Annotated in this window: 18 protein-coding genes; 13 read left to right on the top strand and 5 right to left on the bottom strand. The window is 37.1% G+C overall.

Going from position 1 to position 15,116, the window contains the following annotated elements; genetic code table 11:
- Positions 1-89: 89 nt before the first annotated feature.
- From yfiR to yfiB, 3 genes are read left to right on the top strand one after another with little or no spacing between them, the layout of a single operon-like run.
- Positions 90-593, top strand: a complete 504-nt coding sequence (gene yfiR / locus ACXM0J_RS17995; RefSeq protein WP_130174282.1) for a regulatory sequestration protein YfiR — start codon at positions 90-92, stop codon at positions 591-593.
- Between the two features lie 5 nt (positions 594-598).
- The gene (gene dgcN, locus ACXM0J_RS17990) at positions 599-1,822 is read left to right on the top strand and encodes a diguanylate cyclase DgcN/YfiN (protein ID WP_199964148.1); all 1,224 of its coding nucleotides are present in this window, start codon (positions 599-601) and stop codon (positions 1,820-1,822) included.
- A 14-nt stretch (positions 1,823-1,836) separates the two neighbouring features.
- Complete coding sequence (yfiB, locus tag ACXM0J_RS17985) at positions 1,837-2,316, top strand: outer membrane lipoprotein YfiB (RefSeq protein WP_086265533.1); 480 nt, start codon at positions 1,837-1,839, stop codon at positions 2,314-2,316.
- Positions 2,317-2,363: 47 nt separating this feature from the next.
- Here yfiB and ACXM0J_RS17980 read toward each other — a convergent pair whose 3' ends face one another.
- Positions 2,364-3,374, bottom strand: a complete 1,011-nt coding sequence (locus tag ACXM0J_RS17980) for a metallophosphoesterase (RefSeq protein ID WP_086265534.1) — start codon at positions 3,372-3,374, stop codon at positions 2,364-2,366.
- A 106-nt stretch (positions 3,375-3,480) separates the two neighbouring features.
- Here ACXM0J_RS17980 and ACXM0J_RS17975 point away from each other — a divergent pair, with 106 nt between their 5' ends.
- Complete coding sequence (locus ACXM0J_RS17975; protein ID WP_086265535.1) at positions 3,481-5,106, top strand: phospholipase D family protein; 1,626 nt, start codon at positions 3,481-3,483, stop codon at positions 5,104-5,106.
- Here the strand turns inward: ACXM0J_RS17975 and ACXM0J_RS17970 are convergent, their stop codons facing one another.
- On the bottom strand, positions 5,107-5,916 hold the full coding sequence (locus tag ACXM0J_RS17970) for a lysophospholipid acyltransferase family protein (protein ID WP_086265536.1): 810 nt from the start codon (positions 5,914-5,916) through the stop codon (positions 5,107-5,109).
- 218 nt (positions 5,917-6,134) lie between these two features.
- Between ACXM0J_RS17970 and hflX the strand changes: the two genes are divergently transcribed.
- The 4 genes from hflX to ACXM0J_RS17950 all read left to right on the top strand — a co-directional run bounded on the left by hflX (position 6,135) and on the right by ACXM0J_RS17950 (position 9,095).
- Positions 6,135-7,478 (top strand): ribosome rescue GTPase HflX, encoded by a 1,344-nt coding sequence (gene hflX / locus ACXM0J_RS17965; RefSeq protein WP_086265537.1) that lies wholly within the window; start codon positions 6,135-6,137, stop codon positions 7,476-7,478.
- A gap of 33 nt (positions 7,479-7,511) precedes the next feature.
- A complete protein-coding gene (locus ACXM0J_RS17960) occupies positions 7,512-7,883 on the top strand; it encodes a hypothetical protein (RefSeq protein WP_016143025.1) in 372 nt (123 codons plus the stop codon).
- A gap of 10 nt (positions 7,884-7,893) precedes the next feature.
- Positions 7,894-8,568, top strand: a complete 675-nt coding sequence (locus ACXM0J_RS17955; protein ID WP_086265538.1) for an LrgB family protein — start codon at positions 7,894-7,896, stop codon at positions 8,566-8,568.
- Positions 8,569-8,651: 83 nt separating this feature from the next.
- Positions 8,652-9,095 carry a DUF2147 domain-containing protein gene (locus tag ACXM0J_RS17950; protein WP_068564887.1) on the top strand — a complete coding sequence of 148 codons (444 nt, stop codon included), beginning with the start codon at positions 8,652-8,654 and terminating at the stop codon, positions 9,093-9,095.
- A gap of 92 nt (positions 9,096-9,187) precedes the next feature.
- Here ACXM0J_RS17950 and ACXM0J_RS17945 read toward each other — a convergent pair whose 3' ends face one another.
- Genes ACXM0J_RS17945 through pdxA form a run of 3 tightly spaced genes read right to left on the bottom strand, consistent with a single transcriptional unit; the run spans position 9,188 to position 11,850 of the window.
- Positions 9,188-10,030: a symmetrical bis(5'-nucleosyl)-tetraphosphatase gene (locus ACXM0J_RS17945; protein WP_086265539.1), complete on the bottom strand. Its 843-nt coding sequence runs from the start codon at positions 10,028-10,030 to the stop codon at positions 9,188-9,190.
- Complete coding sequence (gene rsmA, locus ACXM0J_RS17940; protein ID WP_005065242.1) at positions 10,031-10,843, bottom strand: 16S rRNA (adenine(1518)-N(6)/adenine(1519)-N(6))-dimethyltransferase RsmA; 813 nt, start codon at positions 10,841-10,843, stop codon at positions 10,031-10,033.
- 23 nt (positions 10,844-10,866) lie between these two features.
- Complete coding sequence (pdxA, locus tag ACXM0J_RS17935) at positions 10,867-11,850, bottom strand: 4-hydroxythreonine-4-phosphate dehydrogenase PdxA (protein ID WP_086265540.1); 984 nt, start codon at positions 11,848-11,850, stop codon at positions 10,867-10,869.
- A gap of 173 nt (positions 11,851-12,023) precedes the next feature.
- Here pdxA and rplM point away from each other — a divergent pair, with 173 nt between their 5' ends.
- The 5 genes from rplM (at position 12,024) to ACXM0J_RS17910 (ending at position 14,795) form a co-directional block, all read left to right on the top strand.
- Positions 12,024-12,452 carry a 50S ribosomal protein L13 gene (rplM, locus tag ACXM0J_RS17930; RefSeq protein WP_002117832.1) on the top strand — a complete coding sequence of 143 codons (429 nt, stop codon included), beginning with the start codon at positions 12,024-12,026 and terminating at the stop codon, positions 12,450-12,452.
- A gap of 12 nt (positions 12,453-12,464) precedes the next feature.
- Entirely contained in the window at positions 12,465-12,851 is a 387-nt protein-coding gene (rpsI, locus tag ACXM0J_RS17925; protein ID WP_002048725.1) for a 30S ribosomal protein S9, read from the top strand.
- Between the two features lie 174 nt (positions 12,852-13,025).
- Positions 13,026-13,679 carry a glutathione S-transferase N-terminal domain-containing protein gene (locus ACXM0J_RS17920; protein WP_068564858.1) on the top strand — a complete coding sequence of 218 codons (654 nt, stop codon included), beginning with the start codon at positions 13,026-13,028 and terminating at the stop codon, positions 13,677-13,679.
- A gap of 6 nt (positions 13,680-13,685) precedes the next feature.
- A complete protein-coding gene (locus tag ACXM0J_RS17915; RefSeq protein ID WP_002117840.1) occupies positions 13,686-14,120 on the top strand; it encodes a ClpXP protease specificity-enhancing factor in 435 nt (144 codons plus the stop codon).
- A gap of 18 nt (positions 14,121-14,138) precedes the next feature.
- Complete coding sequence (locus tag ACXM0J_RS17910) at positions 14,139-14,795, top strand: hypothetical protein (RefSeq protein WP_086265541.1); 657 nt, start codon at positions 14,139-14,141, stop codon at positions 14,793-14,795.
- Positions 14,796-15,116: the final 321 nt, after the last annotated feature.

Here is a 15,116-nt window from a genome sequence, read left to right as displayed (position 1 = left end):
TCAATTTTAGATGAGATATTAAACTTTTTTTACGTTACCAACTTCATGTAGAATAGATTATTCGTGCAATAGTTTGGCATTAACTCATCATGTGGCAGTTCGCTAAAAAAGTATTTGTTTGCATACTTGTAGTGTTTGCTACGAGTGGGCCTTGTTATGCCAATTCAAAACATAACTTCTATGTACTTACTTTATCTATTCTAAGCTATAGCAAATGGGAGAATGTAAACACTCCTACGCTGTGTATTATTGATAACCCTTCTATTACATCTACATTTCAATCTTACATCCAGCAAATGTCTTATAATTATCGTGTTCAAACTGTAAATGCGAAAGATTTTGCTCGGTCACATTGTCAAGCTGTCTACTTTTCTACTACCTCTCCACAGCAACAACAAAATCTTATTCAAAACTATCCTTATCGCTCTTTACTTTCTTTAAGCATTAATAATTCAGAGTGCGAAATAGGAAGTATCTTTTGTTTATATAACCAGAATAATTACACAACATTTAAAGTTAACTTAGATGCTTTAAGTCACTCCAAAGTTCATATTGATCCGAGAGTATTACTCTTGGCTAAGAATGCGGAGTAAGGGTTATGATATCAAAGTTGTATCAATCCACTTCACTACATGCATTATTTAGAAAATCTCAATTTACTATTTTTGCTATTACTTTTTTTATTTGCTCTTTTACGTTTGTATCAATTTCTGTTTTTACAATGGAAACTTATGCCAAACAAAATTTGCAATTGCTTAGTCACACTCTATTAGAGCGCATTCAACCCGCTGTAGTATTTAATGATAAAATTACAATAGAACAAATTTTAAATGAGTATACGAAGGATCATTCAATTCGTACGATTCATATTTATGACTCGGAACATCATTTAATTGCTCAAAGCTTTAAATTATCTAGTCAAACTTCAATTTTAGAAGGTTGGTTTGATCATTGGTTTTTAAACGAACCCGTTCATCTTACAATTTATCATCATGAACAAAATGTAGGTGAGCTAACACTTTTTGGTAGTTCTGAAAAAATATTGCAGTTCCTCAAAATGATTATGGTAGGGCTTGCAATTGCGATGTTGTTTATTGTTTGCGCTTTATGGTGGTCAGTAAACCTAACTTATCGCCAAATTATGCAGGCTATTTATCCACTTACTAATATTGCTCAAATTGTAAGTGAGCAAAAAGCCTACAATCTTCGCTTTCCTTATAATCGTATTAAAGAATTTCAAGATTTAAATACTGTATTTAACGAGTTACTTGAAGAAATTCAGATATGGGATAATCAGTTACAAAAGGAAAATCGTAAATTATCCTTTCAAGCTCATCACGATCAGCTCACCTTGTTGCCTAATAGACATTATTTTTACCAAATTCTTTTAGACATGTTTGATGATAAGGATTTCGACAATAAGTCTGCATTATTATTTATAGATAACAACAACTTCAAAGCAATTAATGACCAGTTTGGTCATTTAGCTGGAGATGAAGTTTTAAAAGAAATGGCTAATCGCTTGCAAACTCGTCTACGCCATCAAGATTTTATCGCTCGGTTAGGTGGCGACGAATTTGCTGTTATTTTGCATTCCATTAGCCATGCTGATCATTTAATATCTATTGCTGAAAATTTACTCGAAAGCTGTAAAGAACCTTTGCATCTAAATGGTCAAACTATTTATTTCAGTTTTAGTGTAGGTATTGCTTTATCACAATTTGCATCTAGCCCCGAAGATTTCATTATGCAAGCAGATCAGGCAATGTATAAGGCTAAAAATTCGGATGAACACTGGTTTATCTATAAACCTGAAAATTAAATTTAGGCTAATCTATGAATACAAGATCTTTGAAACTCTCCTTTATTGCATTGATATGCATTACTCTTGCAGGGTGCCTGAGTTTTGGTCCATTAAAATATCGTCAAGTAAAGTTGCTCAAAAAAGAAGGGTTCGTTCTTACTGATGAAGGATGGACTTTAGGTTTACCAGAACGTTTGTTATTTGACTTTAATAATGCAGAGTTAAAACAAAGCCATGAAGCTGAATTAGCACGTCTAGCAAACCAATTAAATAAATATGACCTAAATAAATTGAAAATTGTGGGTCACACTGATGATGTTGGTGATGCTACATATAACCAAAAGTTATCTGAAGAGCGAGCACAAAGTGTGGCAAATCTTTTCTTAGCCCGCGGATTTAAAAAAGAAAATATCTATGTGATTGGTCGCGGTTCAACGCAACCTTATGTGCCAAATACAACCAATGAAAATCGTGCGATTAACCGACGTGTTGCAATTGTCGTTATCCCATAATTTTCAATTTATAAAAAAGCCAATCCTTTGTGATTGGCTTTTTTATTTTAAACTAGCTCAATAATATCAATGGTTGGTGGCACTCTAAAGCGTAAAGGGATTCCAACCATTCCTGTGCCGACGGTAACAAAGACATCCGCATGCTCATGAGAATAAAACCCACGTTTATGGCCTAAAATTGATACTTTTTTCATAATATAGTTAGTCAACCATGGAAGCTCCACCTGCCCTCCATGAGTATGTCCAGATAACATTAATGGTCGATTCGGTAATTTAGGTACCATATCTACTGTATCTGGATTATGAGACAAAATTAACCAAGGTTTGTCCTGCGGTAAATCTGGCATGGAACGCATATCAGTTTTTCCTGCCCAAAGATCACCAATACCAATCAAACGAAACTCTTCAAAATCAACAATCTTGCCTTCGATATCCACGACTTCATTATAAAATAATGCATCTTTTAATAATTGTTGAATTGGCGGGCCAGGATATTGCTCGTCATGATTTCCAGGAACTGAATATACAGGCGCCTGAATTTCTTTTAAAACACTTAACTCTTCAATTAGTCTATCTTCTGGTTCATATGTCCAGTCACCAGCAACTACGACTAAATCAGGTTGCTGTTCATTTAATTTTCTAACTATGGTTTTGAGTTGACGTTCATGTCCTGAAAACAAACCAATATGTAAATCTGCGATTAAAGCTACTTTTACTGGCTTATCAAAACTACGATCTGGGTTTAAACGATATTGATGAGTATCAACACGGACTAAATGAGGTTCGATAAATCGGGCATAAATTAATACCCCACTTAAGAAAAAGATGAAAACACCTTGATGAATTGAGTAGTAACCGATCCAAGCAGCATATAAATTAAAAAACCAGAGAGGAATAAGTAGATAAGAGAGATAAAATGCGAGTAGATGTACAAAAGCTTTAAATGGATGAATCGTCTCGGTTCGTGATTGATGAATCCAAGCCTCAGAAATTCCCCATAGAGCAAGTATTGAAAAAATAAAGTAAAAACAAAAAATGATTGAATTTGGATTCCACATTACGACTCTCGACTTATCTTATATTGATTGCTAGTAATCAAATTCAATATTTATCTTTCAATATGCACGAATTATACTCTAGCTCACCTTATCGTATGTACTGATTATGGCACAATCCTTTCATTCCAAACAGCTTCAAACGAATCAACAAGCTAAAGGCTTTTTGATAAAAGCCTCTATAGTCCTATGTTCAAGTTTTGCTGTGGGTTTGACAGGATGTAGTACTCTGCCAAAACATGGTGTTGAACCAGTACAATATGCAAAAGATATTGATACCTCTGAGACTTCACTTGCCAAAATTATCACACCTTTACGTCAGCAAAATCCAAAGTTAACTGGCTTCCATGTTCTAAATGATCCGCTGGAGGCTTTAGCGGCTCGACTTAGATTAATTGATAAAGCCGAAAAGACTTTAGATTTACAATATTACATCTGGGATAATGACAAAGTTGGTGCTTTAGCCTTGCACGCCATTATTCGTGCAGCTGATCGAGGTGTAAAAGTCCGACTTCTTATTGATGACAATAATGCAAAAAAAATGGAAGGGATTTTACTTGCCCTTTCTCAGCATAAAAATATTGAAGTTAAGCTTTTTAATCCCTACCGTTTCCGCAAATATCGTGCAATGGATATGGTGCTGGATTTAAAACGTATCAATCGTCGTATGCATAATAAAAGTTTTATTGCCGACAATGAGGTTGCTCTTATTGGCGGGCGCAACATGACCAATCAATATTACAATGTAAGCGATAGCTATCAGTTTTCTGATGTCGATGTAATGTTGGTAGGTGCTGCTGTTGATGATATTGTGAATTCATTTGATGATTACTGGAATCATGAATATGCATATTCAGTTCAAAGTATCGTAAGTCCTGAGCAGCATCGTTTACGCTATGAAGGATTAAAAGAACAACTCGAAGCACACTATCAACAAGCAACTGTTCAAAACTTTCTAAACTTAACCGCCAAATCCCACGCATTTGATCAATGGTTAAATCATAATATTCAATTCGATTGGGTCAAAGCAGAAGTCGTAAAGGACTCACCTGATAAAATCAAATCGAAAGCTAAAAAAGAAGAACACCTGAATTTCCAATTAATTAACCACTTGGAAAAGCCAGAAAGCAACGTTGATTTAATCTCTGCTTATTTTATTCCTGAAAAACAAGGTGCCAAGATTTTAAGCACCCTTGCCAAAGAAGGGGTTGAGGTTCGAGTTTTAACGAACTCTTTCAAAGCGAATGACGTTGCTGTTGTACATGCCTTTTATGGGAAATATCGTAAAGAGCTGCTTAAAAACGGCGTACAACTTTATGAATTTTTACCAACACCCGATAAAAGAGATTTAAATAAAAATACAGATGAGCTTGCAACTAAAGCTAAAGTAAATATGAAAGGTTTAAGCCGTTCAAGTTTGCATACTAAACTTATGGCATTAGATGAGCAGGTTTTTATCGGTTCATTTAACTTTGATCCACGCTCAGCTTACTTAAATACTGAAATTGGCGTAATTTTAGACAGCCCATCGTTGGCTAAAACCATTCACCATACAATGGATGAAAATTTAAATAAATATGCTTATAAATTAAAGCTCGACGCTAACAATCATATTTATTGGCAACAAGAAACTCCAAATGGCCCTGTAATTTATAGACAGGAACCTGAGATGAAATGGTGGCAAAAAGCAGGCATGAAGTTTCTTTCATGGCTGCCAATTGAAGGTTTTATGTAATTAAGTTTTTGGCTTAAGTACTTTTCGATGTAATTGAGCCAAACCTTCTACCATTTTTTCTTGAACTTCGCGCGTTAAACTTTTGACGTCATGTCCTTCCACTGAAATTGGAGGCAAAGTTAATAAATGAGCAGTTACTTTCGGCATTTCTAGTACACGTTGAATATGTTCAGCAAATGTCATGTCCCCAATAAATGGTGCAACCGTATCTAATTGCCCATCTCTGTTTACATAACAAATTAAACATACCTGTACTGGACGTTGTGCTTCAATCGCTGCACCCAGTAATCGTCCATGAACTTTTTTAACAGAATGTCCATCTGTAGTTGTCGCTTCAGGGAAAAATAATACTGGAATATTTTGTTTTAAAAATTCAGTAATTTGCTCACGAATTCTGACTGAATCCCCAGATCCACGCTTAATAAATAACGTTCCACCACTTTTGGCTAAGTTTCCAAGAATAGGCCAATTTTCAATTTCAGCTTTAGCCAGAAAGAAAACTCGTGCACCTGAGCCTAGAACCGCAACATCTAACCAAGAAATATGATTACTTACCCATAAAGCTGGTTCTCTAGGAATTGTGCCATGTACTTCTATATCTAAATTGAAAACCTGACATAAACGGCGGCAAAAGTATTGGACATAACGTGTATTTACAGGATTATTAGGATCTTTATAAAGCCCATGTCGATAAACTAGATAAAAACCTTCACTAATTGCGGCCGTGGCAGAAGTGACCTTTTTTCCGTATAAACCTATTTTTGATAATTTCTTTAACGTTGAATTAACTATACTTTGCGTTTGAGCCATAAAATTTCACTAACGATTAATCATTGTTATACCCATCTCGAGTCATTCTATACGTTTCGTAATAAACTTGCATTGACGATAGAGAACTGCAAATAAAATAAATCTGAACACTAGACTAATCTCATATAACTAATCTAAAGGATAAGAACAAACGCTTTCCCCTTTTGCTTAAGTTTCCTCTAGAATAAAGTTTTCCCATTTTCAGGATTTATAGCCACGTGGAATATGTTGATCGGCATCAAGGCGGTGAACGCACAATCTTAGTGAGTGTTTCTGTACAATTATTAGATGATCTGGATGCCGAAGAGTTTGCTCTACTTGCACAGTCTGCTGGTGCAGATATCCTTGAACATATTAAGGTTCAGCGTAATAAGCCTAATCCTAAATTTTTCATTGGCTCAGGCAAAGTTGAAGAGATTGCAGAGCAAGTTCAGGAGCTAGAGGCGAGCCTGGTTATTTTTGACCATGCCTTATCACCTGCTCAAGAACGAAATTTAGAAAGAATATTAAAATGCCGAGTTATTGACCGCACAGGCTTAATCTTAGATATTTTTGCGCTACGTGCCCGTACACATGAAGGTAAGCTACAAGTCGAACTTGCTCAGCTTAAACATTTATCTACTCGTCTTATTCGTGGTTGGTCTGCCGACTTTGAACAACAAAAAGGTGGTATCGGCTTACGTGGTCCCGGTGAAACACAACTAGAGACAGATCGCCGTCTTATTCGTGTTCGTATTACCCAATTAAAAGATAAATTAGACAAAGTACATCAGACTCGTATGCAAGGTCGTGCTGCAAGACAAAAAGCAGCTATTCCAACAGTTTCATTAGTAGGTTATACCAACGCTGGTAAATCGACATTATTTAATATTTTAGCAAATAGTGATGTCTACGCAGCCGATCAACTGTTTGCAACACTCGATCCAACACTACGCCGTTTAGACTGGGATGGTATCGGTACTGTTGTGCTAGCAGATACAGTAGGTTTTGTACGAAACTTACAACATGATTTGGTCGAATCATTCAAAGCAACACTTGAAGAAACACTAGAAGCGACCCTTTTACTGCATGTTATTGATAGTAGTAGCCATGACATGCTTGATCAAATTGAAGCGGTTGAAAGCGTATTAAAAGACATTGGCGCTGATGCTCCTGTACTTCGGGTATACAACAAAATTGACCTGAGCGGTGAAGAGGCCAAAATCATTTATGCTGAGCCACACGTCCCAGATCGAGTGTATGTTTCAGCTCATTCTGGTCAAGGTCTAGATTTACTCCAAAAAGCAGTACAAGAATGCTTAATGGGACAAATTCAAAAGTTTTCACTCGTGCTTAAGCCTGCTTATGGCAAATTACGTACTCAACTTTATGCCTTAAATGTGATTGAGTCTGAACATTATGATGATGCTGGCTTATTACATATTGATGTGAAGATTGCACCACATAAGTTAGAAAAGCTGATTCGCCAAGCAAAATTACCCTTAGATGAAATATTGGGAGAACACGCAAGTCAATTTAAACGTCCCTTGGAAGAGTTTGAAATCAAGGGCGAGATCAGTTAAAACTTGATAAGTAAACTTTTAGAGATAAAAAATATGGATAAGATCAAAAGTATAGACTGGACAGCATGGGTAATCACATTACTACTCATTATTGGTTTTCGTGAAGGCTCTGTCGTCGTTATGCGTGCTTTTGGTCATCCAGAATTAGGTAATCTGGTCGGTCTAATCAGCTTACTTATTATTTTACTGATTTGGAGAAAGTTTAAAAAAATTCCACTTCGAATAGTGGATACCAATAATAAAATCATGAAAGAAAGTGGATTCGCTTTTTTGCCCATTTGTGCAGGATCATTAATTATGCTTGTACATATGGGTAAGGAAATTCCATTATTTCTTTTGGTGTTAGTGGTCAGTACCCTTATACCTTTGTGGGTCTATGCAAAAATGGCAAAACGTTGGTTATAAGGAGAATAAAATGTTTACGATTTTCTACGGATTTTTGATCACATTAATTGGTTATCTGTGTGCAAAGCCTTTAAACCGACTTTTCCCGCAAGTTCCACTTTTAGTTTTCGGCATGTTTATTGTAATTGGCTTACTTGCAGTTCTACATGTGCCATATGAGCAATATCGTCTTTATGTGAATGACTTATTTGGTCATCTATTAGGTTATGTCACTGTGGCCTTAGCCATTCCTTTAGCTGCAATGCGTTACGATGATCTTCCAATTAAATCGGTCATTGGTATTTTACTTTTTGCAAGTATTAGCGCCGTTGCCCTACCTATGGGGCTGGCTTATTTGTTACATATGTCTGAACCCACCATTCTTGCATTTGCTACCCGTGCAGTAACTACTCCAATTGCTCTGAACATCGCAACTTTATTACATGCTCCTGAAACACTTGTGACCCTTATTGTCATTTTGTCTGGGGTAATTGGCGCAGCATTCTCGCCATTCTTACTTAAACATATTCATGATGAGAGAGCATCAGGTTTAGCCTTAGGTTTAGCTGCACATGCCATCGGAACAGCTCAAGCTTGGCAACGTGGACCTGTTGCAGGTCGTTACGCTGCATTTGGTATGGCATTGAACGGTGTATTTACTGCAATTTGGCTACCAACATTAATGTTGTCTTTTGGAACACCATAATTAAAAAAGTAGATTAAATAAACGTTGAATGGTCTATCAATTCCCAATAAGATGACCTTTCAATGTTAAAAGGATTTTTAATTATGGGGAAAATTTTTCTTGGAGCTCTGCTCGTATTGGGGATCAATACTGCTACATTTGCAGCAGATATTACAGGTCTTTGGCAAACAATTGATGATAAAACTGGTGCGCCCAAAGCACAGGTAGAAATACGAAAAGAAGCGAACGGGACATATGCCGGAAAAATTGTCAAAGTTACACCACGCCCAGGTTATACACCTAAAGAGATTTGTGATAACTGCCCTGCGCCCTATACCAATAAACCGATTTTAGGTCTGGATATCGCAACTGGTTTAAAACAGACAGATGGACTTAATTATACTGGTGGTAAAATTTTAGATCCAAATACTGGCAAACTTTACGGACTTAAAGCAAAGCTCAGTGCAACTGGCAAACGCTTACATATGCGTGGTTATCTTGGAGTTTCAGCTTTGGGACGTAATCAAATTTGGATTCGCGTAGAATAATAGTTCCCAATAAAAAAGCCGCTTCTGCGGCTTTTTTATTTTTAACTCAGCTACTAGCTTCATCTTACGTTCATAGTAAAGCATTGCTTTGCTTATATTTGCACAGGGTTTTCAACAGAAAAAATTTCTTTGTCTTCAAGTCGATAAGCCATTAATTTTCTGCCCCAAACACAGCCACCATCGATATTCTGAATCTGCTCATCAATAGTTCTGCCCTCGAGCGCAGCCCAATGACCAAAAATAATCTGATGAGTTTGTGCCGCTTTGCTCGGAAATTCAAACCAAGGTAAATAACATTCCGGCATTGGTGCATCTAAAGAATCTTTAAAACTAAACTCTAAAGCCCCTTCGGCATTGGTTAAACGCATGCGAGTCAAATAATTGGTAATACAACGTAAACGCGCAGAACCAGTTAGGTTATCTTCCCACAAATCTGGTTTTGAACCATACATGTCTGCTAAAAAAGCATCCAATACAGATAAATCTTCGTTTGCGAGTACAGCCTCAACCTCTTTTGCCAACGTTACAGTTTTTTGCGCATCCCAAATACAAGGTATGCCAGCATGAGTAAGGATCGTATGCTCATTTGGCAATAAACATAATGGCTGTTTACGTAACCAGTCGATTAATTCATCACCATCAATCGCATCAATAACGTCTTGAGTACGATCTTTTTCTTTAATCTCTTTTAAACCGCGTGCACCCGCAATTAAAGTCAGGTCATGATTTCCAAGTACAGTTGCGGCAGCACCACGATCTGCAAGCTTTTTAATAAAACGCAGTGCCCCTACTGAGTTTTCACCACGTGCGACTAAATCCCCAGCAAACCATAAAAAGTCTTGATCCGGATCAAAACGTATTTCTTTAAGCAAGGCTTTTAGAGCTTCAAAACACCCCTGCACATCGCCAACAACATAGTTAAAACGCTTAGTCATTTACGCCACCATTTGATCGGCTAAAGCAACAAATTGGGCAAGTGTTAAGGTCTCTGGACGAGCCATTGGATCAACACCAGCTTTTTCAAAGCCATCTTCTGCAATCATACCTTTAAGACTGTTTCTCAATGTTTTGCGGCGCTGAGTAAATACATGGGCAACCAGTCGAGCTAAAGCTTTTTCATCTTTTGCTGTAATTGGCTTTTGATCATAAGGAACAAGGCGGAAAACAGCACTCGTTACTTTAGGTGGTGGGTTAAATGCACCAGCCGGCACTTCAAATAAAAATGTTGGTTGACAGTAATATTGAATCATTACCGACAAGCGTCCATATTCTTTCGTATTCGGTTCAGCAGTAATACGGTCAACCACCTCTTTTTGCAGCATAAAGTGCATATCTTTAACTTTGCTGCCAAATTCCAAGAGGTGAAAAAGTAATGGGGTTGAAATGTTATAAGGTAAGTTACCGACTACACGTAATGGTCGGCCATCTTTTACCAGTTCGCTAAAGTCATATTTTAATGCGTCAGCTTCTATAATCGTCAAACGTTCAGGATGTGGAACACGTTCTGGTAGCCCAGCAGCTAAGTCACGATCTAGCTCCACTACAGTTAATGCATCACACTCCCCAATTAAAGGAGACGTTAAAGCAGCTAAACCGGGTCCAATCTCGACAATATTGTCACCAGTACGCGGACTTACAGAGCGCACAATTTTGGCAATGACCCGTTGATCATGTAAGAAGTTTTGACCAAAACGTTTACGAGCTTTATGCCCTTCATCTTTCGGGTTTAGGGCATTAATTTGATACATATAACATTTCCAACATGAAAAATTTAGTTCGCTGCTAAAGATAAAGCTAAATCAACAGCGACATTTAAACTTGAGCTTTTTGCCAAACCAGTCCCAGCCAAAGACAACGCAGTGCCATGGTCAACCGAAGTTCGAATGAAAGGCAAACCCAATGTAATATTGATGGCTTCACCAAACCCTTGTGATTTTAACACAGGTAAACCTTGATCATGGTACATGGCAAGTACAGCGTCTGCATTTTTAAGATGTTCTGGAGTAAACAAGGTATCTGCCGGCAAGCTTAAACTCATTTTAATCCCTTGTGCTCGATAACTTTCAAGTACCGGATTAATGGTCTCAATCTCCTCACGACCCAAATAACCATCTTCACCTGCATGAGGATTTAAGCCACACACGAGTACACATGGGTTTGTAATCTTAAATTTAGTTTTTAAGTCATACAGTAAAATATCAATGACCTGATGCAAACGCTCTTTGGTAATCGCATCTGCTACATCTCTTAAGGGTAAATGTGTAGTTGCTAACGCAACACGTAAAGTTTTGGTTGCAAGCATCATGACGACACGCTCTACACCTGCAAACTCTTGATAGTATTCAGTGTGACCACTAAACAAAATACCAGCATCATTAATAACCGATTTTTGTACGGGTGCCGTGGCTACTCCAACACTTTTACCAGACATTGCATAATCTGCTGAACGACGTAGTTGTTCTAATACATAGGCAGCATTAGCTGGGTTTAATTGACCATCAATAACCGCTGCTTCTAAAGGCACATGCTCTATATAAAGTTCATTCAGAGATGATGACTCAGGCTGTCCTGTATATTCTATAAATTGAATATCGATCCCAAGTTTTTGGGCACGTTGCTCTAATAAGTCTCGGTCACCCAAGATAACAACAGGGTGTTCATCAACCCGCTTAGCCAAGCTCAAACAGATATCTGGACCAATACCAGCCGGCTCACCGGAAGTGACATATAATGGCAGCACAATCACTCCAGACACATAACAAGAATTTGTTTGATTTTAACATATCTGACATTCATCAGTTTATGGATTAAATTATATGGCTTAAACTGGATTTTTCTTGTGAGTTTGGACAAACTCGTTTAGAATGCTCGCTCCTTTTGTTTGGACAGATTCCATAGTCCAAACCAACTATAATAGGTAGTGGTTTAATGAAAACTCTCAGCGCTAAGCCAGCTGAAGTTCAACATGACTGGTATGTTGTTGATGCTTCTGGCAAAACTTTAGGTCGCCTTGCGACTGAAATCGCTCGTCGTTTACGCGGTAAGCACAAAACTTCTTATACTCCTCACGTTGACACTGGCGATTACATCGTTGTGATTAATGCTGAACAAGTTCAAGTGACTGGTAAAAAATCACTTGATAAGAAATATTATCGCCATACTGGTTTCCCTGGTGGTATCCGTGAGACTAACTTCGAGAAGTTAATCGCTCACAAACCTGAAGCTGTTCTTGAAAAAGCGGTTAAAGGCATGTTACCAAAAGGTCCTCTTGGTTATGCAATGATCAAAAAAATGAAAGTGTACGCTGGTACTGAGCATCCGCATGCTGCTCAACAGCCACAAGTTTTGGACATCTAAGGGATACAGCACATGGCTACTAATTATGGTACAGGTCGCCGTAAGACCGCAACTGCACGTGTTTTCTTGTCAGCTGGTACAGGTAAACTCGTTATTAACAACCGTACTTTAGAGCAATATTTCGGTCGTGAAACTGCTCGTATGGTTGTTCGTCAACCTTTAGAACTTTTAGAAGTTACTGAAAAGTTTGACCTTTACATTACTGTTAAAGGTGGTGGTATCGGTGGTCAAGCTGGCGCGATCCGTCACGGTATTACTCGTGCGCTTATCGCTGCTGACGAAACTTTAAAACCTGTTCTACGTCAAGCTGGTTTCGTTACTCGTGATGCTCGTGAAGTTGAACGTAAGAAACTTGGTTTACGTAAAGCTCGTAAGCGTCCTCAATTCTCTAAACGTTAATTCGTTTATCGAGTTGGACAAAAAGCCTTGGATTTTTCCAAGGCTTTTTTATTATGAAAATAGAACCATAAAATGCAAACTTATAAATATAAACAAACTATCTCTTTAGAACCGTGATTTCCTAGAGCATTTTTAGTATCCTAATCGATTCACTCAACCACGTCGTCTTGTGATATGTCGGTCGAAAACACCTCTATTCAGGGGATTACCCTTTACAGTCATGCTGATGATTTCCGTTCTCACTGGATTCGTTTCTTATTAGCAGAAAAACAAATCAAATATCAATTGATCATAACTGACCATGAAGACGAAGATTTAGCCAGCTTAAATCCTTACAACCAATTACCAATGTTGGTCGAACAAAATCTTAAATTATTTTCAGCCCCTATCATTGCTGAATATTTAGATGATCGTTATCGTCAAAGTAAGCTTTATGCCGATGCTCCTATGATGCGTGCAGAACAGCGTCAGTATATCTGGAGACTTGAAAATGACTGGTTCAAATTAGCAGATGACATGTTAAAACATGCAGATTCTCTAAATCTCGAACAAAAGCAAAAAGCTCAAAAAGAACTACGTGAAACATTGATTTCACTTACTCCCCTATTTCAGCATTTTCCGTATTTCATGTCTGAGAGTTTTACAATCTTGGACTGCATGCTTGCCCCTATCTTTTTAAGATTAAATAGCATGGGCATTGATTTACCCAAACAGCACTGTCGCCCTATATTTTTGTACTGTAAACGTATCTTTGAACGGCCTTCTTTTGCTAAATCAATGACGCCTCAAGAGAAAAACCGTTACAATGAACTATTAAATATGGAATAGCGTGATATGTCTGAGCAAACTATTGATTTAACCCCTACACGTCCTTATCTTGCTCGTGCAATCTATGAATGGATTTGTGATAACCAACTGACTCCTTATCTATTAGTTGATGCGACACAACCGCATACCGACGTTCCGCAACAATTTGTTAAAGATGGTCAAATTGTTTTAAATATTGTCCCTCATGCTGTTCATCAATTGCTTATTGCCAATGAAGCCATTACTTTTTCTGCTCGTTTTGGCGGGGCGTCAAAAGATATTTATGTCCCTATTCAAGCAGTTTTAGGGATTTACGCACGTGAGAACGGACAAGGTTTATTCTTTGATCCTGAAGAATATGCCAATGTAACACCTGTAGAAAATACAGTAGAGTCAGAAGTACAAGAAGCAACTGAAACAACATCAACCAAGAAAAAACCATCGTTAAGAATTTTAGATTAAATATTAGAGGAAGAAAGCATGGCATTTGATTTAGTCCAATACTTTGCTGAGCAGATAAAAATTCAAAAGCCTCAGCTTTTAAATCAATATCCAGTTAATGAAAAAAATAAACTGATTGATGAGGTGAATATTCTTGCGCTTGGAAAACTAATTAGTTTATGGCGTCAGAATGACAATAAGATTTATCAAGAAATCAAAACCTCAGACCCACTCTATATTCAAGAAGTTGCTCGTCATTTAACAACTTCTAAACATAATCAGTCGACTTTAAAAAATTCAGAACTAGAACACAGTATTTCTGAAATTTTAACTTTGCAATTAGCAGAACTTAATCAGCTCGATGAAACAGGTGGTTTTGGGCATAACGGCTTAAAAGAATTAATTTTAGGTCAGATCGAACACTTATCAGGTCAAGCTGAAGATTGGGTTTGGTTAACAAACCACCTAAATGAATTAGTTGGTTCTAAACCTGTGGAACAAGAAGAGCTATCATTGGATACAACAATGAAGGAGTTCAATCAAATGGTTCATCAAGCCCAACCTCATCACGAAGACTTGCATATTAAAGAACAAACTACCGAGATTTCTGTACCTACATGGTCAAAGATTATTGCCCCTGTCGTTGCTTTAGCAATTTTGGGTTACTTATATTGTATTTATACGCAGCTCGTTTAGTTCAATTATTGCTATAAAGGGGAATTCATTATTTCCCCTTTTTTATTATTAAAATTGGAACATTTTATCTACAAGTATTTTATTAATATTCTATTACAATTATTTTATCCAGATTTTAAAATATATAATGTTAAACTCAGCACAGTATTAAAATTAAAACGTAAAAATAATCTTATAATATTTTCTATGGCCTGACATTTTGTGTCACTTATTTCCCAAAACAACAATTTTACTTTTTATTTAATTTATTGACTTCAAATTGAGCAAAAATATAATGAATTTCAGCTACTTTTAGGAAAAAGTAGTAAATATAATTTTAGA

This window comes from Acinetobacter sp. GRABPA_MV_2 (assembly GCF_056725885.1).
This window is presented reverse-complemented; position numbering and strand designations above follow the sequence as displayed.

Excerpts from the sequence above, each read along its gene's own strand:
- yfiR (WP_130174282.1), top strand. The coding sequence starts at position 90 with ATGTGGCAGTTCGCTAAAAAAGTATTTGTTTGCATACTTGTAGTGTTT.
- dgcN (WP_199964148.1), top strand. The coding sequence starts at position 599 with ATGATATCAAAGTTGTATCAATCCACTTCACTACATGCATTATTTAGA.
- yfiB (WP_086265533.1), top strand. The coding sequence starts at position 1,837 with ATGAATACAAGATCTTTGAAACTCTCCTTTATTGCATTGATATGCATT.
- ACXM0J_RS17980 (WP_086265534.1), bottom strand. The coding sequence starts at position 3,374 with ATGTGGAATCCAAATTCAATCATTTTTTGTTTTTACTTTATTTTTTCA.
- ACXM0J_RS17975 (WP_086265535.1), top strand. The coding sequence starts at position 3,481 with ATGGCACAATCCTTTCATTCCAAACAGCTTCAAACGAATCAACAAGCT.
- ACXM0J_RS17970 (WP_086265536.1), bottom strand. The coding sequence starts at position 5,916 with ATGGCTCAAACGCAAAGTATAGTTAATTCAACGTTAAAGAAATTATCA.
- ACXM0J_RS17960 (WP_016143025.1), top strand. The coding sequence starts at position 7,512 with ATGGATAAGATCAAAAGTATAGACTGGACAGCATGGGTAATCACATTA.
- ACXM0J_RS17955 (WP_086265538.1), top strand. The coding sequence starts at position 7,894 with ATGTTTACGATTTTCTACGGATTTTTGATCACATTAATTGGTTATCTG.
- ACXM0J_RS17950 (WP_068564887.1), top strand. The coding sequence starts at position 8,652 with ATGGGGAAAATTTTTCTTGGAGCTCTGCTCGTATTGGGGATCAATACT.
- ACXM0J_RS17945 (WP_086265539.1), bottom strand. The coding sequence starts at position 10,030 with ATGACTAAGCGTTTTAACTATGTTGTTGGCGATGTGCAGGGGTGTTTT.
- rsmA (WP_005065242.1), bottom strand. The coding sequence starts at position 10,843 with ATGTATCAAATTAATGCCCTAAACCCGAAAGATGAAGGGCATAAAGCT.
- rplM (WP_002117832.1), top strand. The coding sequence starts at position 12,024 with ATGAAAACTCTCAGCGCTAAGCCAGCTGAAGTTCAACATGACTGGTAT.
- rpsI (WP_002048725.1), top strand. The coding sequence starts at position 12,465 with ATGGCTACTAATTATGGTACAGGTCGCCGTAAGACCGCAACTGCACGT.
- ACXM0J_RS17920 (WP_068564858.1), top strand. The coding sequence starts at position 13,026 with ATGTCGGTCGAAAACACCTCTATTCAGGGGATTACCCTTTACAGTCAT.
- ACXM0J_RS17915 (WP_002117840.1), top strand. The coding sequence starts at position 13,686 with ATGTCTGAGCAAACTATTGATTTAACCCCTACACGTCCTTATCTTGCT.
- ACXM0J_RS17910 (WP_086265541.1), top strand. The coding sequence starts at position 14,139 with ATGGCATTTGATTTAGTCCAATACTTTGCTGAGCAGATAAAAATTCAA.